The sequence below is a fragment of the Nonomuraea sp. H19 genome (genome assembly GCF_052068215.1).
GTDB lineage: Bacteria > Actinomycetota > Actinomycetes > Streptosporangiales > Streptosporangiaceae > Nonomuraea.
In genome coordinates this window covers 371,544-393,999 of the sequence record NZ_JBQHCV010000005.1, presented here as the reverse complement: position 1 = coordinate 393,999, position 22,456 = coordinate 371,544, and the positions used below count along the sequence as shown (strand labels likewise).

Genomic DNA, 22,456 nt, shown 5'->3' with positions numbered 1-22,456 from the left:
TATGTGAAGGATGCGGTGTGAAGCTGCTGCGAGTAGGACCTGTCGGGCGGGAGCGACCGGTTGTCCTGGACGACGCCGGTAAGCTGCGCGATATCGGAGAGCCCGAGATCGACGGGGCTTTTCTCGCCTCCGGGGGAGTGGCGCGCGTCCGCGAGGCGCTCGAGCGCGGCGACCTGCCCGTCGTCGACGCAGAGGGGCTGCGGATCGGCGCCCCCATCGCGCGTCCAGGCAAGATCGTCTGCATCGGCCTGAACTACAGCGACCACGCCGCCGAGTCCGGTTTGGAGCTGCCGGCCGAGCCGGTCGTGTTCATGAAGGCCGGCAACACCATGATCGGTCCGTACGACGAGGTGCTCGTGCCGCGCGGCAGCGTGAAGACGGACTGGGAGGTGGAGCTGGCCGTCGTCATAGGCCAGGAGGCCCGCTACCTGAGCAGCCGGGAGGAGGCTCTCGGCGTGATCGCCGGGTACGCGATCTCCAATGACGTCTCCGAGCGCGAGTTCCAGCTCGAACGCGGTGGGCAGTGGGACAAGGGCAAGTCGTGTGAGACGTTCAACCCCTTCGGTCCCTGGCTGGTGACCGCGGACGAGGTCGGCGACCCGCAGAGCCTGCCCTTGCGCCTATGGGTGAACGGTGAGCTGCGCCAGGACGGCGACACCAAGAACATGGTCTTCGATGTCGCGGAGATCGTGCGCTATCTCAGCCAGTTCATGGTGCTGGAGCCCGGTGACGTGATCAACACGGGTACGCCGGCCGGGGTGGCCATGGGCATGCCGGGGCAGCCCTACCTACGGGCCGGTGACGTGATGGAGCTGGAGATCGTGGGGCTCGGGCGGCAGCGGCAGACGGTGGGGCAGGCATGACGACTCCAGAGCAGGCATACCGGATCGTTGGGATGGAAACGCACGACGTCCGGTTTCCGACGTCGCGAGACCTCGACGGCTCCGACGCCATGAATCCGGATCCCGACTACTCCGCGGCCTATGTCGTGCTCAAGACCGACGACGGGTTCGAGGGGCACGGGTTCGCGTTCACGATCGGGCGAGGGAACGACATCCAGACGATCGCGATCAGCGCGCTGGAACGTTACGTGATCGGCAGGGACGTCGAGGACCTCGGCGCCGTCTACAAGGACATGATCAACGACTCGCAGTTGCGGTGGCTGGGGCCGGAGAAGGGCGTCATGCACATGGCGATCTCCGCCGTGGTCAACGCCCTGTGGGACCTGAAGGCCAAGCGGGCGGGCAAGCCGGTGTGGCGGCTGCTGTCGGAGATGTCTCCCGAGGAGATCGTCGATCTCATCGACTTCCGCTACCTGAGCGACGCGCTGACGCCCGGCGAAGCCCTCCAGATCTTGCGGACCGCCGAAAAGGGCAAGGAAGATCGGATCAATCACCTCATCGAGGTCGGCTACCCCGCGTACACGACCTCCCCGGGGTGGCTCGGGTACGACGACGAGAAGCTGCGGCGGCTCTGCAAGGAAGCGCTCGACCAGGGGTTCGGGCAGATCAAGCTCAAGGTGGGCGCCGACCTCGACGACGACCGGCGGCGCTTCCGGGTGGCCCGCGAGGTCTGCGGGCCCGACTATCCGATCGCGATCGACGCCAACCAGCGGTGGGACGTCGGCTCGGCCATCGAGTGGGTCAACGCGTTGGCGGAGTTCCACCCGCACTGGGTCGAGGAGCCGACCAGCCCGGACGACATGCTCGGTCACGCCGCCATCGCCAGGGGCATCGACCCCATCCCGGTGGCCACCGGAGAGCACGTGCAGAACCGCATCGTGTTCAAGCAGCTCCTGCAGGCCAACGCGATCTCCTACCTGCAGATCGACTCGGCCCGCGTCGGCGGGGTCAACGAGAATATCGCGATCTTGCTGCTCGCGGCCAAGTTCGGCGTCCCGGTGTGCCCGCACGCGGGCGGCGTGGGGCTGTGCGAGCTGGTGCAGCACCTGTCGATGTTCGACTACGTGGCGATCACCGGCACCATGGACGACCGCGTCATCGAATACGTCGACCACCTGCACGAGCACTTCACCGACCCAGTGGTCATCAGGAACGGCCGGTACGTCGCCCCGTCCGCGCCCGGCTTCAGCGCCGAGATGCACGCCGAGTCGATCGCCGCCCACACCTTCCCCGGCGGCGAGATCTGGAGGGCCGGCGCATGAGCCGTCAAGCGATCAAGGTCCCCCTGCGGAGACGTAGGAGGCATGAGGCCATCGGGGCCCGGCGTGGGCGCGTGAGCGGTCCAGCGGTCGAGATCTGGACGGCGCGCGTGCGCGGTCACGAGGCCGGGAGGGACACGTGAGTCTCAAAGCGATCGTGACCGGGGGCGGCTCAGGCATCGGCCTGGCCGCGGCCACCCTGCTCCACGAGCGCGGCATGACGGTCGCCTGCTTCGACCTCAACCCGCCGGGCGAGCCGTTCATCGGCATCAAGACGGACGTCAGCGACGACGCCAGCGTGCGCGCCGCGGTGGCCGAGGCCGCCGAGCGCATGGGTGGCATCGACGTGGTCGTCAACAACGCGGGCATCGGAGCCCAGGGGACCGTCGAGGACAACCCGGACGCCGAATGGCTCAAGGTGTTCGACGTCAATGTGCTCGGCATGGTCCGGGTCGCACGGGCGGCGCTGCCGTACCTCAGGAGGTCCGAGCACGCCGCCATCGTCAACACCTGCTCGATCGCGGCCACGGCAGGGCTGCCCAAGCGGGCGCTCTACAGCGCGACGAAGGGAGCGGTGCTGTCACTGACGCTCGCGATGGCCGCGGATCATATCCACGAGGGCATCCGGGTCAATTGCGTCAACCCCGGCACCGCGGACACCCCGTGGGTCACCAGGCTCCTCGACTCCGCCCCGGACCCCGAGGCGGAACGGGCCGCACTCAACGCCAGGCAGCCGATGGGCCGCCTGGTCAGCGCCGAGGAAGTCGCCGCGGCGATCGCCTATCTCGTCAGCCCCGAGGCCGGTGCGACCACCGGGACCGCGCTTGCGGTCGACGGTGGCATGCAGGGGCTCAGGCTCCGGCCACTCAACTAGGAAAGGTAACCCCCCCCATGAAGTTCGGACGGGCGGCCGCGGCCGCGGCTATCTTGGCAGTCGTCACCGCATGCGGTTCAGGGACGTCGACGGAAGCTGGAGGCGGCGGCGGAGGCGGAAAGGTCGGCATCGATCACCCGCGGGCCGACTCCGACTTCTGGAACTCCTACATCAAATACGTCCCCCAGATGGCCGGCGAGCTCAAGGTGGACCTCATGCCCGCCACAAACTCGCAGAACGACGTGGCCAAGCTGGTCAACAACGTGCAGGCGCTGGTCGGCCAGGGTGCCAAGGTGATCGTCATGGCCCCGCAGGACACCGGCGCCATCGCCAACACGCTGCAGCAGCTCGAGAACAAGAAGATCCCCGTCGTGACCGTCGACACCCGGCCGGACAAGGGCAAGGTCTACATGGTCGTACGCGCCGACAACCGCGCGTACGGCACCAAGGCGTGCGAGTTTCTCGGTGAGAAGCTCGGCGGCAAGGGCAAGGTCGTGCAGCTCCAGGGCGCGCTCAGCTCGATCAACGGCCGCGACAGGTCGGAGGCCTTCCTGGAGTGCATGAAGTCCAAGTTCCCCGGGATCACGGTGTTCAGTGAGCCGACCGAGTGGGAGGGCAGCAAGGCCGCGTCCATGCTGCAGACCCGCCTGGAGCAGAACCCTGACATCAAGGGCATTTACATGCACGCCGGCGGCGTCCACCTGGCTCCGACGCTTCAGGTGCTCAAGCAGAAGGGGCTGCTCCTCCCGACCGCCGACCCCAAACACGTCTTCGTCGTCTCCAACGACGGGATCCCCCAGGAGTTCGAGGCGATCCGCAAGGGCGAGATCGACGCCACGGTGTCGCAGCCGGCCGACCTCTACGCCAAGTACGCGCTCTCCTACGCAAAGGCGGCCTTGGAGGGCAAGACGTTCAAGCCCGGCCCGACGGACCACGACAGCACCATCATCCAGCTCCCGAACGGCCTTGAGGACCAGCTCCCCGCGCCGCTGGTGACCAAGGACAACGTGGACGACAAGGCCCTCTGGGGTAACCAGGTCAAGTGATGAACATTCACGTTGAAGCCCGAAATGTCGTCAAGCGCTTCGGTCCGACCATCGCGCTCAACGGCGCGAAGATCGCGATCGCCGAGGGTGAGACCCACGCGCTCGTCGGCAGGAACGGCGCAGGGAAGTCCACCCTGGTGTCGATCCTCACCGGGCTCCAGCGGCCGGACGAGGGCGAGGTGCTGTTCTCCGGAGAGGCGGCACCCGCCCTTGCCGACCGCGACGCCTGGCGGCAGCGCGTCGCCTGCGTCTACCAGAAGTCCACGATCATTCCGGCGCTGACGGTCGCGGAGAACCTCTTCCTCAACCGCCAGACGGACAAGGCGGGCCCGATCAACTGGCGGGCGCTGCGGGTCAGGGCGCGGGAGCTGCTGGACACGTACGAGGTGGACGTGGACCCGGAGGCGCTGGCCGGGGACCTGAGCGTGGAGCAGCGGCAGCTCGTGGAGATCGCCAGGGCGCTGTCGTTCGGGGCCAGGTTCATCATCCTCGACGAGCCCACCGCCCGGCTGGACGGGCCGGCCATCGAGCGGTTGTTCGCCCGCATGCGCTCGCTGCGCGAGCAGGGCGTCACGATGATGTACATCTCCCACCACCTCGACGAGGTCTACGAGATCTGCCAGAGCGTCACGGTCTTCCGCGACGCCCGGCACGTCCTGACCAAGCAGGTCGCCGACCTGCCGCACGACGAGCTGGTCGCCGCGATGACGGGCGAGGCCACGGCCGCGTACGAGTCGCGCTCGCGTACCACCGGCGACAGGGTGGTGCTGTCGGGCGAGGGCCTGTCGCTGGCGGGTCGCTACGCCAACGTTGACATTTCCGTTAGATCGGGCGAGGTCGTCGGCCTGGCCGGCTCTGCGAGCAGCGGCAAGGTCGGCCTGGCCGAGACCCTGGTCGGGCTGCGCAAGGCCGATTCGGGCACGGTCACGGTCAACGGCACGCGCGTGCGGCCGGGTGACGTGCCTGCCGCCATGAGGGCGGGGCTCGGGTTCGTGCCCGAGGACCGGCACCACGAGGGCTTCGTCCCGCTGCTGTCGGTGGGGGAGAACGCGACGTTCCCGATCGCTCGCAAGCTGGGGCGCTACGGCGTCGTGTCGCCGCTCCGGCGCCGGGCCAAGGCCCAGCAGATGATCGACAGTCTGGATATCAAGACCGAAGGACCTGATCAGCCGGTCGGCGACCTGTCCGGGGGAAACGCGCAGAAGGTCGTGTTCGCGCGAGCTCTCGTGGACGATCCGACGGTGCTGGTCGTGATCAACCCGACCGCCGGCGTCGACGTCAAGGCCAAGCAGGCCCTGCTCGGCGCCGTCGAGGACGCGGTCGAGCGGGGCGCGGGGGCCGTGGTGGTCTCCGACGAGCTCGACGACCTGCGGATCTGCGATCGGGTGATGGTGATGTTCCACGGCAAGGTCGTCATGGACGTGCCGCGTGGCTGGACGGACCACGAGCTCGTGGCCGTGATGGAGGGCATAGAAGAGTGACCACCACTATGACGGCGCCCGTCCTTCGGGTGCGGCCGGCGAGGCTCCGTGACCTGACGCTGGTGCCGGTGATCGTGCTCCTGCTCGTCGTGGGCGCGCTCCTGGACCCGACGTTCCTGACCGTGGGCAACCTGACCAACGTGCTCCAGCAGCAGGCGGCGATCTCGCTCCTCGTGCTGGCCGAAGCCATGATCCTGATCGCCGGCAAGTTCGACCTCTCCCTGGAGTCGACGGTCGGCACCGCCCCGGCCATCGCGGTGATGCTGGTGATCCCGGTGTCGGCGGGCGGCTTCGGCATCGTGCTGCCCGGCGCGCTGGCGATCCCGCTCGCCCTGCTGATCGGAGCTGCCATCGGCGCCTTCAACGGCTTCCTGATCATCAGGTTCCAGCTCTCGGCCTTCATCGTCACTCTGGCCATGCTGATCATCGTGCACGGCCTCCTGCAGGGGCCGACGGAGGGCAAGACGCTGTTCCAGCTCCCCGACTCGATTCTCTACCTGGGCAGCGCCACGTGGCTCGGGTTGCCCGCGGCCATCTGGATCGCGGGGCTGCTGTTCGCGGCGGGCATCTTCGGCCTGGGCTACCTCCGGCTCGGCCGCGCGCTCTACGCGATCGGCGGCAACATCGACGCTGCCCGCGCCGCCGGCATCCGGGTGGACCGGGTGCTGTATGGCGTGTTCATCCTGGGTGGGACGCTGGCGGCGCTGGCCGGGATCCTGGAGACCGGCCGGCTCGGCGCGATCGGCAACAACCAGGGTGTCGGCTGGATCTTCATGGTGTTCGCCGCGGCCGTCATCGGCGGGGTCAGCATGGACGGCGGCAAGGGCACGATCCTCGGCGCGCTCACCGGCGTGCTGGTGATCGGCCTCGTGCAGAACATCCTCACGCTGATCGGCGTCTCCGGTTTCTGGCAGCCGGTGATCTACGGGTCCATCATCCTGGTGGCGCTGATGATCAGCCGGATCGCCGGCGGAAAGGCACAAGACTGATGGAACGACGGCTTCGAGGCGCGGCGTGGCTGCCTGCGGGCGGTGCGGTGTGGCTGCGCGCGGGTGGAGTGGTGTGGCTGCGTGCGGGTGGTGCGGCGTGATCGAGCTGCCCCGCTACGGGTTCGGCGGCGCCCCGATCGGCAATCTGTTCCAGGAGGTGCCGGAGGAGCAGGCCCGCGCGACCATCGACGCGGCATGGGAGAGCGGCGTGCGCCTGTTCGACACCGCGCCGCACTACGGGCTCGGCCTGTCGGAGCGTCGCCTCGGAGCGGCGCTGGCCGGCCGCTCGGGCTACGTCCTGTCGACGAAGGTCGGCCGCCTGCTGGTGCCCTCGTCGTCGGGCGGCGGGCGCGACGGCGAGGGCTTCGACGTGCCGGCGGAGCTGGAGCGCGCGTGGGACTTCTCGCGCGACGGCGTACGCAGGTCGCTGGAGGATTCCCTGGTGCGGCTGGGCCTGCCGGCCGTCGACGTCGCGCTCATCCACGACCCGGACGAGCATGTGGAGCAGGCGCTCGCGGCGGCGTACCCGGCGCTGGCCGAGCTGCGTGCCCAGGGCGTGGTGCAGGCGATCGGCCTCGGCATGAACCAGTGGCAGGTGCCGCTGCGCTTCGTCCAGGAGACCGACATCGACGTCGTCATGCTCGCGGGCCGCTACACGCTGCTCGACCAGTCGGGTTCGCCGCTGCTGGACGCGTGCGCGGAACGCGGCGTCAAGGTGCTGGCGGCCGGCGTCTTCAACAGCGGCATCCTGGCCACGCCCAAACCGGCCGGCACGTACGACTACCAGCCGGCGCCGGCGCCGCTCGTGGACCGGGCCACCAAGATCGCCGGGATCTGCGAGCGCCACGGCGTCTCCCTGCCGCAGGCGGCCATGGCCTTCCCGTTGCGTCACCCGGCGGTCGCCTCCATCGTCCTGGGCGCCCGCGCGCCCGAGGAGGTCACCGCCAACGCCGCCCTGTGGTCACGGCCGGTTCCCGAGAACCTGTGGGAGGAGCTGGAGTCGGAAGGCTTGCTCTCGCCGGCGTCGTAGGCGTCTCAGGCCGGGAGCGCGTAGTTGGCGATCCACAGGCCGGGGATCACCTCGGCCTCGCCGAGCAACGCGAACCCCAGCCGCTCGTACAGCGTGCGCGCGGGCGCGTTGTCGCGCCCCGTGGACACCACGATCCGCCGCGTCCCGGCCCTGACCAGCACTTCCTTCACCAGGGCCCGTCCGATCCCGCGCCGCAGCGCGCCGGGATGCACGACCAGCCGGTTGACGTCCACCTCGGCGGCCGTCTCCTCCCACGCCACGGCCCCCACCAGCCGCCCGTCCTCGTCCACCGCACCGAGCCACAGCAGTGGCTGAGCCCGCAGGTCGGCCAGGCTCTCGTGCAAGGGCGGGATGCGATCGTCCCCAATGATCTGCGCCTCGATCGCGTACGCGGCCTGCTGCAGGGCCAGCAGCTCGGACCCGAGCGGATCGTCGGCCGGCGATATTTCGGTAATCAGCACCGGACGAGTATCCCTCAACCGACTTCTCAAAGGCGCCGACGGGCATGGCACGCACCTGTGCATGGCACGTGCGACCGTCCCCTGTGGTGATTCGGTCGCCATGATCGTGGTTGTTCGGTGGCGAGGTCCGTGGTGATCTGGTCGCAACGCCATGGGGGATCAGTTAGATCATGATGGGATGAACAGCCACGACTTGGACAGGCCCGGCTCGTACGGTGAGTCCAGGCGTTTGGCGACGATCCCCGGCAGTCCCTGTTCGCGGGCCGCCTGCCGCACCGGCCCCGCCTCGCCCGGCCAGGACGGCGCCGTCTGCCAGCGGGCGCCGGCCAGCCCCAGCGCCTCCAGTGCCGCCCGCCGCACCGTGAAAGGCTCCTCGACCAGCGCGTGCCCGTCGTCGTAGAGGAGGTCGTAGAACACCAGGATCTCCGCGCCCCCGAGCGTGGCGACCTCCCCGTCCAGCAGTGCCGACCGGCTGCCGAACGACTCCGCCAGCGACCGCAGCCACGGGTGTTCCCGGGCGGCGTCGGTGCGGCCGCCGTAGATGGGGACCAGGAGGCGGCGCCCGCCCCACGCGAACTCGAACGCGTACGCGGAGGCGTCCTTGGGCGGCTTGGCCCGCTCGGTCGGGAGCATGGGCTCGACCGACGGGAACGGCTCGTGGACCGGGGCGTCCATGCGGTGGATCATCCAGTTCTTGCCCCGCGTCTGGAACAGCACGAACCGGCCGGAGGCGCGCTCGCCGTGCAGGACGACCTTGACCTCGCGGTCCGACCACTTCTCCGTCTCGTACGTGCCGGTGTCCCAGACCGTCATGGTGCCGCCGCCGTACTCGCCCTTGGGGATCTCCCCGTGGAAGGTGAGGTACTCCATCGGGTGGTCCTCGGTCTGCACGGCCAGGTGGTTGGTGTCCGGGTCGGCGGGCAGGCCCTTGGGGACGGCCCAGGAGACCAGGACGCCGTCGCGTTCCAGGCGCAGGTCCCAGTGCAGCGAGCGGGCGTGGTGCTCCTGGATGACGAACGCGTTGCCCTCCGCCGGCGTCGGGGGTTCGGCCGGGACGGGTTCGGGGGTTCGGGTGGGGTCGCGCTTGCTTCGGTATCGCTGAAGTTTGTCCGCCACGTCCCCGGTTCTACCCAGAAGCCCGCAAGACACGTGCCCGCAACCGCCGCGCCGAGCGGCGTTTTCCGCAGCGAGCTGGGCGGCACCTACCCCTGGTGAATCAGTCCAGCTCCAGGGCCTTGCGCAGCCACGACTCCACGCCCGCCACGTGCACGGTCGCCCAGGAGCGGGCGACGTCGGGCTGGCGGGCGGCGATGGCCTCGTAGATCGCGGTGTGCTGCTCGCGGGTCTTGTCCATCGCGCCCTCCTGCGTGAGCCCGCGCCAGATCCGGGCCCGAGTGGTCGGACCTGACAGGCTCTCGATGAACGAGCAAAGCACGCTGTTGCCCGACCCCTGCGCGATCCGCTGGTGGAAGCGCAGGTCGTTGGCCACCAGCTCCTCGACCGTGGGCTCGGCGGGCAGCGACTCCAGGATCACCCGCAGCTCCTCGACCTCCTCGTCGCTCATCAGCTCGGTCGCCAGCGCCGTCGCGGCCGGCTCCAGGATCCTGCGCACCTCGAAGAACTGGATCACCGTGTCGTCGCGGTGCAGATCGAGGACGAACGACATGGTGTCGAGGAGCAGCCGCGGCTCCAGGCTCGTGACGTACGTGCCGTCGCCCTGCCGCACGTCCAGCACGTTGATCAGGGACAGCGCGCGTACGGCCTCGCGCAGCGAGTTGCGCGACAGGCCGAGCCGCTCGGCGAGGTCCGCCTCCTTGGGCAAACGGTCGCCAGGGGCCAGCTCGCCCGAGACGATCATTTCTTTGATCTTGTCGATGGCCGCGTCGGTGACCGCCACGCTCTTCTCCCTAGACATCGGATGTCTAGGAGTCTAGGGCCTGGAACCGGACCGGATCGACCCCCAGGAGGCGGCGGACTTGGCCTCTGGCCTCCAGGGTGCGCAGATGGGCCGCGGCCTCGCCGGCCGCCATGCCCCTGAGCATGGGGGACAGGTCCTCCCATGGCCTGTTCCACGTCATCATCGCGGCGACCTCCCAGATGGTCAGCGGTTCCGGCCGCTGGACCATGAGGGCGCGCAGCCGTACGAGCTTCTCCTCGTGATGGTGGCGGATCTCGGCGGCCCGCGCTGCCACATCCGGAAATATCCACTCATGTGCTGGCAGCGCATCGAGAGGGCCGAGCGCGCGGACCCGGTCCAAGGACTCCAGGAAGTCCCCCAACGGATCGACATCGTCCCGGTCGTAGGGATAAATGCCGACGTGGGGGGTGATGTCGGGCAACACGTGGTCGCCGGTGAAGAGCCGGTCGGCGTCCTCCAGGTGCAGGCAGATGTGGCCGGGGGTGTGGCCGGGCGTGTGCACCGCCCGCAGCTTGCGCCCCGGCAGGTCCACCAGGTCGCCGTGGCGCAGCTCGCGGTCCGGCATGGCGGGCGGCGCCGGACGGTTGCCGATCGCCTGGCGCACCTCGCCGGGATCGGCGCCGGCCCGCCGGAGCATGTCGGACTGGAAGGCGTCATGCTCGCCGGCCGCGAATTCCAGCATCAGCCTGACCAGCGCCGCATCGTTTTCGTGCATGGCGATCCAGCCGCCGGACGCCTCCCTGACCTGGCCCGCGAGACCGGCGTGGTCGGGATGGAAATGGGTGACGACCACCCCGCTCACCGTGCTCACGTCGATCCCGAGCGCCGCCAGCCCGCCGCTGAGCGCCTCCCACGCCTCCGGGTGGTTCCAGCCGGCGTCGACCAGCACGGGTCCCTGAGGCGACTCGATGGCGTAGACCAGCGTGTAGCCGAGGGGATTGCCCGGGATCGGCACCGGTACGCTCCACACCCCGCCTCCGAGATCCTGCGGGCGCTGCTGCGCGTACGGCCTGCGTCTGGTCTTCATGAGCCCCCTCGAGCTGTTTGCTTAGATCCGTTCCAGGATCGTCGCGGTCGCCAGCGCCCCGCCGGCGCACATCGTGACCAGCGCGGTCGCCGCGTCCGACCGCTCCAGCTCGTGCAGCGCCGTGGTGATCAACCGCGCGCCCGTGGCGCCCACGGGATGCCCGAGCGCGATCGCGCCGCCGTTGACGTTGACGCGGTCGAGGTCGGGCTCGTGCACGGCGGCCCACGACAGCACGATCGCCGCGAAGGCCTCGTTGACCTCGAACCTGTCGATGTCGCCGATCGTCATCCCGGCCGCCGCCAGCACCTTGGCCGTCGCCTCCACCGGACCGTCCAGATGGTAGTACGGCTCCGCCCCGATCAGCGCCTGCGCCCGGATCCGCGCCCGGGGCCGCAGCCCGTGCCGCCGCGCCGCCTCCTCGCTCATCACCAGTACGGCGGCCGCGCCGTCGGAGATCTGCGACGACGTGCCCGCGGTGTGCAGGCCGCCCTCCACCACCGGCTTCAGCTTGGCGAGCCCCGCCTCGGTGGTCTCGCGCAGCCCCTCGTCCCTGCGTACGTCGCCGACCGGCACGATCTCCCGCTCGAACCGCCCGTCCGCCCACGCCTTGGCGGCCAGCTGCTGCGAGCGCGCCCCGAACCAGTCGAGCCGCTCGCGCGTCAGCCCGCGCCGGCGCGCGATCCGCTCGGCGGCGGTGAACTGGTCGGGCAGGTCGATGCTCCAGTCGTCGGGCTTCGGCTGCGCGGGCCGCACGTTGCTGCCGAGCGGCGCGCGGCTCATGACCTCGACCCCGCAGCCGACGCCGGCCTCGATCGCCCCGGCGCTGATCAGCGCCGCCGCCAGGTGCACCGCCTGCTGCGACGACCCGCACTGCGCGTCCACGGTGGTGACTCCGGTCTGGTGCGGCAGCCCGGCATACAGCCACGAATAGCGCCCGATGTGCCCGCCCTGCTCGCCCGCCTGGGTCACACATCCGGCGAACACCTGCTCGACCATCGCCGGCTCGATCTCGGCCCGCTGGACGAGCCCGTTCAGCGCGGCGGCGAGGATCTGCTGCGGCTTGAGTCCGGCCAGGCAGCCCGCCCGCTTGCCGATGGGGGTGCGAACGGCTTCGACGATCACAGGTGCGCCCACAGTCGCCTCCAGAACGATGCTCTGGCGCTGACTGTAACGCGTTCTACTTTGTCGCGGTAGTCTCGCTTTCCAAAGTGGCGGGCAGCCCGAAGGTCTCGAACAGCGTTTCCCCGAAGAACATGCCCACGTGGCTGATGCCCTCTCCCGAGAACGTGACCACCATGATCGCGAACTCCCTGTAGCGGCCGTCCTCGCGGAAATACATGGCGAAGGCCGGCTGCCCGTTCGCCGCGATCGGGACCAGCTTGAGGTCGCCCGCGCGCTGGGCGGGGCAGTGCCTCCTGGTGAGCTCCATGATCGCGTCGGGTCCTTGGTACCAGCCGACGTAGGGCGGCATCTCCCAGATCGCGTCCTTGGTGAACAGGTGCACCAGGCTGTCGACGTCGTAGTTCTCGAACGCCGCCACGTAGCGCTCGAGCTGCTCCCGCTGCTCGGGCGTGAGCGGCTCGACCGGGTCGTCCAGGCTCGGCGACACCTGGTTGAGCTGGGCGCGGGCCCGCTGCAGGATGCTGTTGACGGCCGCGGTGGACACGCCGACCGCGTCGGCCACCTCGGCGGCCTTCCACTTGAGCACGTCACGCAGGATCAGGACCGCGCGCTGGCGCGGCGGCAGGTGCTGCAGCGCGGCGATCAGCGCGAGCCTGATGCTCTCGCGCGAGGTCACGATCGCGGCGGGGTCGCCCGCGCCCGCGCCCGCGAGCGCGTCGGGCACCGGCTCCAGCCACGGCACCTCGGCGTCCTGTACGAGCGGCGCGCTCGGCTCGGTGCTCGGCGCGCCCAGCCCGGACGGCAGCGGCCGCCTGCCGCGGCTGTCCAGCGCCGTCAGGCACGCCGAGGTCGCGATGCGGTAGAGCCACGTACGCAGCGAGGAACGCCCCTCGAAGCCGTCATAGCCCCGCCACGCCCGAAGGTAGGTCTCCTGGACGAGATCCTCGGCGTCGTGCACCGACCCCATCATGCGGTAGCAGTGCGCCAGCAGCTCGCGCCGCATCGGATCAGCCCGCCGAAGGAAGTCCTCGTTCGTCGGCTTGTCGCTCATACCACCCTGTATAGACCCCGCTACCGACAGAACGACGAGTTTTTTACCTCCGCCTGGTTAATTGAGCGACCCCCATGACGAAATCGAAGGAATCACCCTGAAGACGGATCGCTCCGCTGAGTGGCGCCGGCCGTGCTGTGCACCATCGCGCTGGCAGTGCCGAAGCCGGGCCGGCCGGCGGAGACGGGGGAACGCGAGGAGCCCGTCTTCGCGGCGGGACTGCGAGAACGGGGCCTGCCCGCGGCGGCACAAGACCAGCGGCCTTCCCCCGGGCCGCGGGGCGCTCGGGCGAAGGCCGCCACCAAAGGCGGCCCTCAGTGAGGCACGGAAAGGACGATCTTGCCGGTGGTGCGGCCGGTCTCACCCAGCTCGTGCGCCTTGGCGGCCTCAGCCAGCGGCAGCACGGCCGCGATCTCCACCCGCAGCCGGCCCGCCTCCAACAGCGCCGCGAGCGCCCGCATCGCGGCCTGGTCGGGCTCCACCAGCATGGTCTCCGAGCGGATGCCCAACTCTGCCGCCTGCGCGTCGAGGCTCGCGTCCAACTGGCTGAGGACGAGCGAGACGATCGTGCCGCCCCTGCGCAGGGTGCGCAGGGAGCGCGGTCCGTAGTCGCCGCCCAGGGTGTCGAGCACCACGTCCACGTCCCGCACGACCTCGGCGAAATCCGCCGTCCGATAGTCGACGAGCTCGTCGGCGCCGATATCGCGCAGGAAATCGTGCTTGCCGGCGCTCGCCGTGCCGATGACGTACGCCCCGCGGGCCTTGGCGATCTGCACCGCCAGATGCCCCACCCCGCCGGCCGCGGCATGGATGAGCACCCGCTGACCACCCTTCAGCCCCGCCACGTCCACGAGCGCCTGCCAGGCGGTCAGCCCGGCCAACGGGATCGCGGCCGCCTGCGTGTGGTCAATGCCCGCGGGCTTGCGTACGAAGTGGCGGGACGGCGCGGCCACGTACTCGGCGAAGGCGCCGTGCCCCTGGGGATAGCGCAGCATGCCGAACACCTCGTCGCCCGGCTTGTAGAGCGCCTGCCCGATGCCGGAGGCCTCCACCACGCCGGAGACGTCGTAGCCGAGCACGAACGGCGGGCCCGCCAGCAGGCCGCCGTTCTCGCGGATCTTCCAGTCGGTCGGGTTGAGCCCGGCCGCCTGCACCCGCACCAGCACCTCGGTCGGACCGGGGACCGGCTTGTCCACTTCCACCATCTTCAGCACTTCAGGACCGCCCAGAGCGTCCTGGCTGATCGCCTTCATCTTCACGCGGTCCAGCGTCTTCGGTCCTCTGTGTTTACACAAGTAAAACGGACACCGGCGTGGCCTCGTCGCCTGCCGGCCGAGGCCGGGCAGCGATCCGGTGGAAGTCGACACCGCGTCCGTCCGGCAAGCCGGACAGACCTCGCGTTATCGGGGCCTGACTCCGCATTCCTGGACGGAGTGCGGCTCTTGGGCCGCTGCCCCGCTGTGGGGCGGTCCTGTCGTTGGTCTCCCGGTGATCGGTGGCCTGCAAGTCACATGTAAGCCTGCACGTCTAGACATGCACAGGTGAATCAAGACGCCGGAAGTCCGCACGAAGACGGCGTTCCATCCGTCATCGCCGCGGATGAGCCCGGCCATCTCGTTACATTGCCGACCCCGTTGAAGGAGGGGACCTCGCTTCTCATGGCGCTGGAGATCAGATTCCTCGGTCCGTGGCAGGTGCTGGCCGGTGGCGAACCGGTCCAGGTCGCCGGGCAACGACGAATCGGCGTGCTGGCCAGACTCGCCCTGGACGCCGGGCAGACCGTACACGCCGAGCGGATCCTCACCGACATCTGGGGACACAGCTCCGCGGCGACCGTGCCCAAACAACTCCACATCGTGATCTCCAAACTCCGCGAAACTCTCGGACCCCACACCACCGAAGAGATCATTCAGACCGTGTCCGGCGGCTACCGGCTCGCGCTCGAACCCGACCACATCGACGCGCACCTGTTCACCCGCCTGGTCAAACGCGCCCGCACCGCCCAGACGCAGGGGGCCACGGCCGCCGCCGACGCCCTGTTCCGCGCAGCCCTGCAGCTGTGGCGAGGCCAACCACTGGCCGAACTGACCGCGCCCTGGGCACAAATCGAAGCCGCCCGCCTGGCAGAAGAACACCTCACCGTCCTGGAAGACCACGCCGATCTCCGTCTTGCCGCCGGCGACCACCACGCACTCGCCGCGGACCTGGCCGTACACGTGCGGGCCCACCCGCTACGCGAACGCCCCGCCGCCCAGCTCATGCTCGCCCTGCACCGCGCCGGCCGCCTGTCCGAAGCGCTCGCCGTCTACCAGGACACCCGCCGGATCATGGTCTCCGAACTCGGCCTCGAACCCGGCGCCGAACTACGCCGCCTGCACCAGGCCGTCCTGGTCAAGGACTCTGTCCTCGACCTGACCACCCCGGCCCAGCAGCTCACGCTCAGCGAGCCGTACATCCCGGCCGAACTGCCCGCCGACACCCGCGCCTTCACCGCCCGCGCCACCGAGATCCAGCGCCTGCGCACCGCACTCGGCCCCACCCACGGCCCTGCCCACGGGCCCACCGACGGGCCTGCCCACGGGCCCACCGACGGGCCCACCGACGGGCCCACCGACGGGCCTGCCATCACCGTGATCGACGGACCTGGCGGCGTCGGCAAATCCGCGCTGGCCGTCCACGTCGCCCACGCCGTGGCCGCCCGGTTCACCGATGGCGTCATCTACCTCAACCTGCACGGATCCACCCCCGGACTCGATCCGCTGACCCCGGCTCAAGCGCTGCGCCATCTGCTGCGCTCCCTGGGCCTGGACGGCGCCGCCGTCCCCGCCGAGGCGGGCGAGGCCGCCGCCCGCTACCGCTCCCTCACCGCGGCGAGCAACCTGCTGGTCATCCTGGACAACGCCCGCGACGTCCGCCAGATCCGCCCGCTCATCCCCGCCGGCCCAGGCTGCCGGGTCCTGATCACCAGCCGGGACCCGCTGGCCACTCTGGACAACGCCCGCCACCTGCACCTGGGCACCCTGAGTGCCGCCGACGCCGCCGCGCTACTGTCCCGCCTGGCCGGACCCGACCGAGTCCGCGCCGAACCGCAGGCGACCCAGCGGATCGTCGACCTGTGCGGCGGCTTCCCCCTCGCCCTGCGCATCGTCGGCGCCCGCCTGGCCGCCCGCCCCGACTGGACCCTGTCCGACCTGGAAGCACGGCTGGCCGACGCCACCCGCCGCCTGGACGTACTGGAGTACGCCGACCTGGCCGTCCGCGCCAGCATCGCGGTCAGCCACCACCACCTGCACGAAGAACCCACCGGCCGCGACGCGGCCTATCTGCTGCCGCTGCTCGGCCTGCTCGACCTGCCCACCCACACCCCCGCCGCCACCGCCGCCCTGACCGGCTGGCCCCACCACCGCGCCGAAGCCGCCCTGGAACGCCTGCAGGACGCCCGCCTCCTGGAGCCCGCCGGACCCGACCGCTACCAGTTCCACGACCTGGTCGGCCTTTATGCCCGCGAACGCGCACACCAGGACCTGCCGGAGGAGGAACGCACCACCGCCGTACGGCGCGGGCTCCACCACTACCTGACCACCCTGTGGATGGCGAGCACCATGCTCAACAGCGACGCCATGCTGATATGCCCGGTCGAGTTGCCCGACATCGCCTTCAAGGACCTGGCGGAGGCGAGACGATGGGTCCAGGACGAGCGGGACAACCTGCTCGCCGCCGCGCAGCAGGCGTTGGCCGGCCCCGACCCGGCGACCGCCATCGGCCTGGTCCTGGGACTCCACTGGCCTTTTTGCTACCAGGGCTGGCACACGCAACTGGCCAGCGTCTACGCGCACGCCATCGAGGTGGCCGATCGCATCGCGGCGTGGGAGGGAAAGGCCCAGCTCCGCAACTTCCTGGGCTGGGTTTACCGAGACCAGGGCCGCTACGACGCCGCGATCGCGCAACTGAAGACAGCTCTCACCGACTGGGACCGCGCGAAACTGCCCCGAAGGAAGGCGGGAGCCCTCAACAACCTCGGTGTCATCAACACGATCGTGGGACGTCTCGACGACGCGCTCGCCTACCTCGAGTCCGCTCTGACACTCATCGACGACGCCGAACGCCCCGGGGCCACGGCCGCGATCCGCAACAACCGGGTGCACGTCTACTGGCGCCAGGGGCGCTTCGAGGAGGCGATCGCGGAAGCACGCCAGTTGGTGGAGCTGTGGCCGAAGACGGACCCGCTCGCCGGTGCGGGCACGGCACACGACTCGCTGGGCGACGTCTACCGCCACGCCGGCCGGCTGACCGAGGCGGTGGAAAGCTACACGACGGCCGTGCGGCTGCTTCACGAGTCGGGATACCGCCTGGGGGAAGCCATGTCACGCTGGTGGCTCGGCATCACGCTGCACCACCTCGAACGGCACGGCGAAGCACGGAAACAGTGGGAGGAGTCCGTCCGCCTCCTGCGCGACGCCCGCCTGCTCACACCCGGGGAGGCGACCGAGATCCTCGCCCAGCCCGTGCCCGAAACACCCCAGCCGATCAAGAACATGCTCTGAACCCTCATCCCGGCACGTGTCCCATGGCCCACTGCGCGCTCCGTAACGGTGGCGCGCCACTGACCGGTCAGAGGCCGTTTCCCTGGACGGACGCGAGCCGGCGGCGGCGGTTGGCGGACCACGGCAGCGCGTAAAAAGAAGAAGCGGGGTTAAATATCGGCGAGAAGCCTGGCGGCGGCGGTTTCGATGCGGCGCTGGATCTGGTCATAGGTGCGGCGGCCGCGGAGCATCTCCAGGAGTTCCTGCACCCACACGCTGGCCAGCGACCCTGCGAGATCGAGCTGCTCCTCGCTCGCCTCGTCGAGCGTCAGCCCGTCGGCGGAGACGCGCAGCAGCAGTCCCGTCATCCGCTCGCCGAACGGCGTCTGCACCTCGGCCATGATCAAGGACCGGATGAGGGCGTCGGCCAGCTCCGGCTCGCGCATCAGGCCGCGGGTCGCGCGCATCAGCACGTCCACCGCGCGGCTCGACGGGGTGGCGGCGCCGGGCGGGCGGCGCTCGATGCTGCTCTCCAGCAGGTCGATCTCCTCGCCGACCACCGCCACGACCAGGTCCATCTTGGAGGGGAAATACCTGTAGAGCGTGCCGAGCGCGACGCCCGCGCGCTCGGCCACCGTGCGCATCTGCATGGCCTCGACCCCGCCGCGTGAGGCGAGGGCGGCGGCGGCCTGGACGATGCGCTTGCGGCGCTGGTGCTGGCTACGCGTACGGACGCTGTGCCCGCCCGCCGTGGGGTGGCTCTCCATGGTCCCCTCGGTCTCGCTGGAGGAGGGCGCGGCAATCGTGAGCTCCGTCGCCTGCGAAGTACGCATGAGAACACGTTATCTGATTTCTCGCAGCCACGGCTTGTTACTCACGGGTCAACAAACAAGCCTCATCGCCCCATGTCTACGGGGTTACAGCCACGTGTCCGGAGTCATCGCTATGGACGGTTACTGGACAGATATTAGAATCTGTTCTAGTTTGCGATTCGGCTGACCGAGCGCTTGCTGGAGGCCCGATGACCGCGAACCCGCCCGCGACCGCGAACACGCTCGCGGCCCTGCTTCTCGCACGGGCCGCGGACGATCGTCCCGGGCTGCTGTTCGAGGACGCGGTGTGGTCCTGGCGCGCGCACGTCGCCGCCTGCCGGGCCACCGGGGCGTGGCTCTCGGGGCGTGGCACCGGCCTGCACGTCGGCGTGCTGAGTGAGAACGTTCCCGAGCTGGTCTTCCTGCTCGGCGGGGCGGCACTGAGCGGGCACGTGGTCGTGGCGCTGAACCCGACGCGGTCCGTCGACGAGCTGATCCGCGACGCCCGCGCCACCGACGTCGACCTGCTCCTGTCGGACGTCCCCTACGAGGGCGTGGCCAGGCCGGTCGCCGAGGCGCTGGGGGTGGAGGCCCTGCCCCTGTCCGCCGTCGGGCGGGAGCCGCAGGCTGATCCCCGGCCCGATGACCTGGTGATGCTGATCTTCACGTCCGGCACCTCAGGCCGGCCCCGCGCCGTGCGGATCACCCAACGGAAGATCGCCGTGCCCGGGATGCGCCTGGGGGCGCTGCTCACGCCCGAGGACGTCGTCTACTGCTCGATGCCGCTGTTCCACTCCGGCGCCCTGATGGCCGCCTACGCGCCCGCCGTGGCGTCGGGGGCGGCGCTGGCGCTGCGGCGCCGGTTCTCGGCCTCGGGGCTGCTGCCCGACGTCAGGCGGTACGGCTGCACGTACCTGCACTACGTGGGCAAGGCGCTCTCCTACGTCCTGGCCACCCCAGAACGCCCCGACGACGCCGGCAACCCGCTGAAGATCGCCTTCGGGAACGAGGGGAGCGCGGTCGCGATCAGGCGGTTCGGGGAGCGGTTCGGGTGCCACGTGATCGACGCCTTCGGGTCGACGGAGACGGCCATCTCGTTCACCCCCGACCCTTCCGGGCCCCCTGGCTGCCTCGGCAGGCTGCCCGACGGTGTGGCGATCCTCGACCCCCTCACCGGACTGCCGTGCCCGCCCGCCCGCATCGAGGACGGCCGCCTGCTCAACCCGGACGAGGCCGTCGGGGAGCTGGTCAACACGGCCGGGCTGGGACTGTTCGAGGGCTACTACAACGATCCGGGCGCCGACGCCGAGCGGGTCAGGGACGGCGCGTTCTGGTCGGGGGACCTGGCCTACAGGGACGCGGACGGGTACGTGTTCTTCGCCGGACGCGGCACCGAGCGATTGCGTGTGGACGGCGAGAACCTGGCCGTCGCGCCCATCGAGGCCGCGCTGCGCGAGTTCGGCGGCGTGATCGAGGCGGCCGTCTACCCGGTGCCGGACGCGGCGGCCGGCGACCAGGTCATGGCGGCGCTGGTGATGGAGGGGGCCTTCGACCCGGACGCGTTCACGGCCTTCCTGGCATCCCGCCGTGATCTCGGCGCCAAGTCCCTACCCCGCTACATCCGCCTTTCTGATCACCTGCCCCAGACGCCTTCGCACAAGGTCATCAAACGGCACCTGGCACGGGAGGGATGGCGTACGGGGGACCCGGTCTGGTGGCGCACGCCCGCCGGGCTCCGGCCGCTGACCGACGCGGACGCCAAGGGGATCGAGGAGGAGTTCGTACGGCACGGCAGGCAACACCTCTTGGAGACGTAGTGGATTTCAATCTGGACGAAACCCAGCAGGATCTGAAGAAGCTGGCCGCCGAGGTCCTCGCCAAGGAAGGGGACGAGCAGCGGCTGTGGCAGGCCGGGCTGATGAGCGTCTGCGTGCCGGAGGAGGCGGGCGGCGCCGGGCTGGGACCGGTGGAGATGGCCGTCGTGCTGCGGGAAGTGGGCACGCGGGCGGCGCCGGTCCCCGCGCTGCCGATCTTGGCGAGCACCCTGACCCTGGCCCGCTACGGCACCCTTGACCAGCAACGACGCCACAGCGAGGGCCCCATCGCGCTCGCGCTGCGCGAGCCCGGCCGCGCCCTGGCCGATCCGCCTTTGACGGCGGCGCGGCAGGACGGCGATGGCTGGACCCTGACCGGTCGCAAGATCTCCGTGCTGCATCCCGGGGCGACGGCGCTGGTCGCCGCCGACGAGGGCCTGTTCCTGGTGGAAAGCCCGGCCATGACGGCCGAGTACACCTCCACCGGCGAGCCGGCCGCCACCATCGTGCTCGACGGCACCCCGGCCGAGCGGGTCGCCGGACCGGAGGCGAGCACCGGGGCCAGTCAGCTCTTCACGGCCGCGGTCGCCGCCCAGGCCGGCGGCGTGCTCGCCGGGGCGCTGGAGCTGACCACCTCCTACATCAGGACCAGGCGGCAGTTCGGCCGCGCGCTGGCCGAGTTCCAGGCCGTGACCATGCAGATCGCCGACGTCTACATCGCCGGGCGGGCGTTGGACGTGGCCATGTGGTCGGCGGCCTGGCGACTGGGCGAGGGCCTGCCGGCCGAGCAGGACCTGGCACTGGCCGCGTACCACGTGGGGGAGGCGGTCAAGGCCCTCTACACCTGCCAGCACCTGCACGGCGGCCTCGGCCTCGACGTGACCTACCCGCTGCACCGCTACTTCGCCCAGGCCAAGCATCTGTCCCACCTGCTCGGCGGCGCCGACGCCCAGCTCGACCTGATCGGAGCGCTCGTCTGATGCTGATCGACCTGACCCCCGGCCAACGCAGGCTCCGTGACGAACTCCGCGAATACTTTCAGAACTGCCTGACCGACGAGGACCGCAGGAAGATCACCGAGGACCCGTTCGGCGAGGCGTACATGGAGCACTGCCGCCGCCTCGGCCGCGACGGCAAGCTGGGCCTCGGCTGGCCCAAGGAGTACGGCGGAGGCGGCTACGGCCCCCTCGAACAGCAGATCTTCGCCAACGAAATAGCCCGCGCCGGGGTCCCGTACCCCATCATCACGGTGCAGACCGTCGGCCCCACGCTCATGCAGTACGGCACCCAGGAGCAGAAGGACTTCTTCCTGCCGCGCATCCTCGCCGGCGAGTGCCACTTCGCGATCGGCTACAGCGAGCCCGAGGCGGGCACCGACCTGGCCTCGCTGCGGACCACGGCGGTGCTCGACGGCGACCACTACGTCGTCAACGGCCAGAAGATCTTCACCAGCGGTGCGCACTACGCCCAGTACATCTGGCTCGCCGCCCGGACGAATCCCGAGGCCAAGAAGCACAAGGGCATCACCATGATGATCGTCTCCACGGACGAGCCCGGCTTCTCGTGGACCCCGATCACCACCATGGACGGCCGCCACCACACGAACGCCACCTACTACTCCGACGTCCGCGTCCCCGTGACCATGGTGGTCGGCGAGGTGGACCGGGGCTGGGACCTGATCGTCAACCAGCTCAACCACGAGCGCGTCACGCTCGGCCCCGCCGGGAACATCGGCCAGACCTACGACCGCTTCCTCTCCTGGGCGCGCCGCACCGGGCTGGTGGAGAACCAGGACGTACGGCGGGCGCTGGCGAAGGTGTGGGCGGCCCACCGCACCAACGAGCTGCTCAACTGGCAGGTCGCCGCCAACATGGACCTCGGCTGGCTGGGCGCCCCCGACGCGTCGGCCACCAAGGTCTACGGCTCCGAGCGCATGCAGGAGGTCGGCAGGCTCGTCGGCGACATCCTGGCCAGGTACGGCGACCCGGCCGACCCGGAGACGGCCGAGCTGCTCGAACGCCTCGATCATGGGGTGAAGGGGGCCGTGGTGCTGACGTTCGGCGGCGGGGTCAACGAGGTGCAGCGGGAGCTGATCGCGATGCTGGGCCTGAGCCTGCCGAGGCCGCCGCGATGACCGAGCCTCAGCC

General features: G+C 70.2%; 19 protein-coding genes. 11 read left to right on the top strand and 8 right to left on the bottom strand.

Translation table 11 applies throughout. The annotated features are described in order from the left end of the window. Positions 1-17: 17 nt before the first annotated feature. The 7 genes from ACTMTI_RS13570 (at position 18) to ACTMTI_RS13540 (ending at position 7,581) form a co-directional block, all read left to right on the top strand. Complete coding sequence (locus ACTMTI_RS13570; RefSeq protein ID WP_441120640.1) at positions 18-863, top strand: fumarylacetoacetate hydrolase family protein; 846 nt, start codon at positions 18-20, stop codon at positions 861-863. Continuing rightward, a complete protein-coding gene (locus ACTMTI_RS13565) occupies positions 860-2,164 on the top strand; it encodes an L-fuconate dehydratase (RefSeq protein ID WP_441120639.1) in 1,305 nt (434 codons plus the stop codon). The genes ACTMTI_RS13570 and ACTMTI_RS13565 overlap by 4 nt, the downstream gene beginning before the upstream one ends. Before the next feature lie 136 nt (positions 2,165-2,300). Further along, on the top strand, positions 2,301-3,035 hold the full coding sequence (locus ACTMTI_RS13560; RefSeq protein ID WP_441120638.1) for an SDR family NAD(P)-dependent oxidoreductase: 735 nt from the start codon (positions 2,301-2,303) through the stop codon (positions 3,033-3,035). Positions 3,036-3,052: 17 nt separating this feature from the next. After that, complete coding sequence (locus ACTMTI_RS13555) at positions 3,053-4,081, top strand: sugar ABC transporter substrate-binding protein (RefSeq protein ID WP_441120637.1); 1,029 nt, start codon at positions 3,053-3,055, stop codon at positions 4,079-4,081. After that, entirely contained in the window at positions 4,081-5,562 is a 1,482-nt protein-coding gene (locus ACTMTI_RS13550) for a sugar ABC transporter ATP-binding protein (RefSeq protein WP_441120636.1), read from the top strand. Before ACTMTI_RS13555 ends, ACTMTI_RS13550 begins: the two co-directional genes overlap by 1 nt. Further along, the gene (locus tag ACTMTI_RS13545; RefSeq protein WP_441120635.1) at positions 5,559-6,551 is read left to right on the top strand and encodes an ABC transporter permease; all 993 of its coding nucleotides are present in this window, start codon (positions 5,559-5,561) and stop codon (positions 6,549-6,551) included. Before ACTMTI_RS13550 ends, ACTMTI_RS13545 begins: the two co-directional genes overlap by 4 nt. 97 nt (positions 6,552-6,648) lie before the next feature. Next, the gene (locus ACTMTI_RS13540; protein ID WP_441120634.1) at positions 6,649-7,581 is read left to right on the top strand and encodes an aldo/keto reductase; all 933 of its coding nucleotides are present in this window, start codon (positions 6,649-6,651) and stop codon (positions 7,579-7,581) included. Between the two features lie 5 nt (positions 7,582-7,586). Here ACTMTI_RS13540 and ACTMTI_RS13535 read toward each other — a convergent pair whose 3' ends face one another. The 7 genes from ACTMTI_RS13535 to ACTMTI_RS13505 form a co-directional block, all read right to left on the bottom strand. Beyond that, the gene (locus tag ACTMTI_RS13535) at positions 7,587-8,042 is read right to left on the bottom strand and encodes a GNAT family N-acetyltransferase (protein ID WP_441120633.1); all 456 of its coding nucleotides are present in this window, start codon (positions 8,040-8,042) and stop codon (positions 7,587-7,589) included. 168 nt (positions 8,043-8,210) lie between these two features. Further along, the gene (locus ACTMTI_RS13530; RefSeq protein WP_441120632.1) at positions 8,211-9,158 is read right to left on the bottom strand and encodes a DNA polymerase ligase N-terminal domain-containing protein; all 948 of its coding nucleotides are present in this window, start codon (positions 9,156-9,158) and stop codon (positions 8,211-8,213) included. 100 nt (positions 9,159-9,258) lie between these two features. Further along, positions 9,259-9,939 carry a FadR/GntR family transcriptional regulator gene (locus tag ACTMTI_RS13525; RefSeq protein ID WP_441120631.1) on the bottom strand — a complete coding sequence of 227 codons (681 nt, stop codon included), beginning with the start codon at positions 9,937-9,939 and terminating at the stop codon, positions 9,259-9,261. Between the two features lie 25 nt (positions 9,940-9,964). Beyond that, entirely contained in the window at positions 9,965-10,987 is a 1,023-nt protein-coding gene (locus tag ACTMTI_RS13520; RefSeq protein ID WP_441120630.1) for an MBL fold metallo-hydrolase, read from the bottom strand. 21 nt (positions 10,988-11,008) lie between these two features. After that, complete coding sequence (locus ACTMTI_RS13515) at positions 11,009-12,121, bottom strand: steroid 3-ketoacyl-CoA thiolase (protein WP_441120629.1); 1,113 nt, start codon at positions 12,119-12,121, stop codon at positions 11,009-11,011. Between the two features lie 43 nt (positions 12,122-12,164). Next, the gene (locus tag ACTMTI_RS13510; protein WP_441120628.1) at positions 12,165-13,160 is read right to left on the bottom strand and encodes a sigma-70 family RNA polymerase sigma factor; all 996 of its coding nucleotides are present in this window, start codon (positions 13,158-13,160) and stop codon (positions 12,165-12,167) included. A gap of 314 nt (positions 13,161-13,474) precedes the next feature. Next, on the bottom strand, positions 13,475-14,413 hold the full coding sequence (locus ACTMTI_RS13505) for an NADP-dependent oxidoreductase (RefSeq protein WP_441120739.1): 939 nt from the start codon (positions 14,411-14,413) through the stop codon (positions 13,475-13,477). Positions 14,414-14,794: 381 nt separating this feature from the next. Between ACTMTI_RS13505 and ACTMTI_RS13500 the strand changes: the two genes are divergently transcribed. Next, positions 14,795-17,704, top strand: a complete 2,910-nt coding sequence (locus tag ACTMTI_RS13500; RefSeq protein ID WP_441120627.1) for a BTAD domain-containing putative transcriptional regulator — start codon at positions 14,795-14,797, stop codon at positions 17,702-17,704. Positions 17,705-17,853: 149 nt separating this feature from the next. Here the strand turns inward: ACTMTI_RS13500 and ACTMTI_RS13495 are convergent, their stop codons facing one another. Further along, positions 17,854-18,516: a TetR family transcriptional regulator gene (locus ACTMTI_RS13495; RefSeq protein ID WP_441120626.1), complete on the bottom strand. Its 663-nt coding sequence runs from the start codon at positions 18,514-18,516 to the stop codon at positions 17,854-17,856. Between the two features lie 188 nt (positions 18,517-18,704). Between ACTMTI_RS13495 and ACTMTI_RS13490 the strand changes: the two genes are divergently transcribed. Genes ACTMTI_RS13490 through ACTMTI_RS13480 form a run of 3 tightly spaced genes read left to right on the top strand, consistent with a single transcriptional unit; the run spans position 18,705 to position 22,443 of the window. Continuing rightward, positions 18,705-20,312: an AMP-binding protein gene (locus ACTMTI_RS13490; RefSeq protein WP_441120625.1), complete on the top strand. Its 1,608-nt coding sequence runs from the start codon at positions 18,705-18,707 to the stop codon at positions 20,310-20,312. Next, positions 20,312-21,289: an acyl-CoA dehydrogenase family protein gene (locus tag ACTMTI_RS13485; RefSeq protein ID WP_441120624.1), complete on the top strand. Its 978-nt coding sequence runs from the start codon at positions 20,312-20,314 to the stop codon at positions 21,287-21,289. Before ACTMTI_RS13490 ends, ACTMTI_RS13485 begins: the two co-directional genes overlap by 1 nt. Beyond that, the gene (locus ACTMTI_RS13480) at positions 21,289-22,443 is read left to right on the top strand and encodes an acyl-CoA dehydrogenase family protein (RefSeq protein ID WP_441120623.1); all 1,155 of its coding nucleotides are present in this window, start codon (positions 21,289-21,291) and stop codon (positions 22,441-22,443) included. Before ACTMTI_RS13485 ends, ACTMTI_RS13480 begins: the two co-directional genes overlap by 1 nt. Positions 22,444-22,456 lie beyond the last annotated feature (13 nt).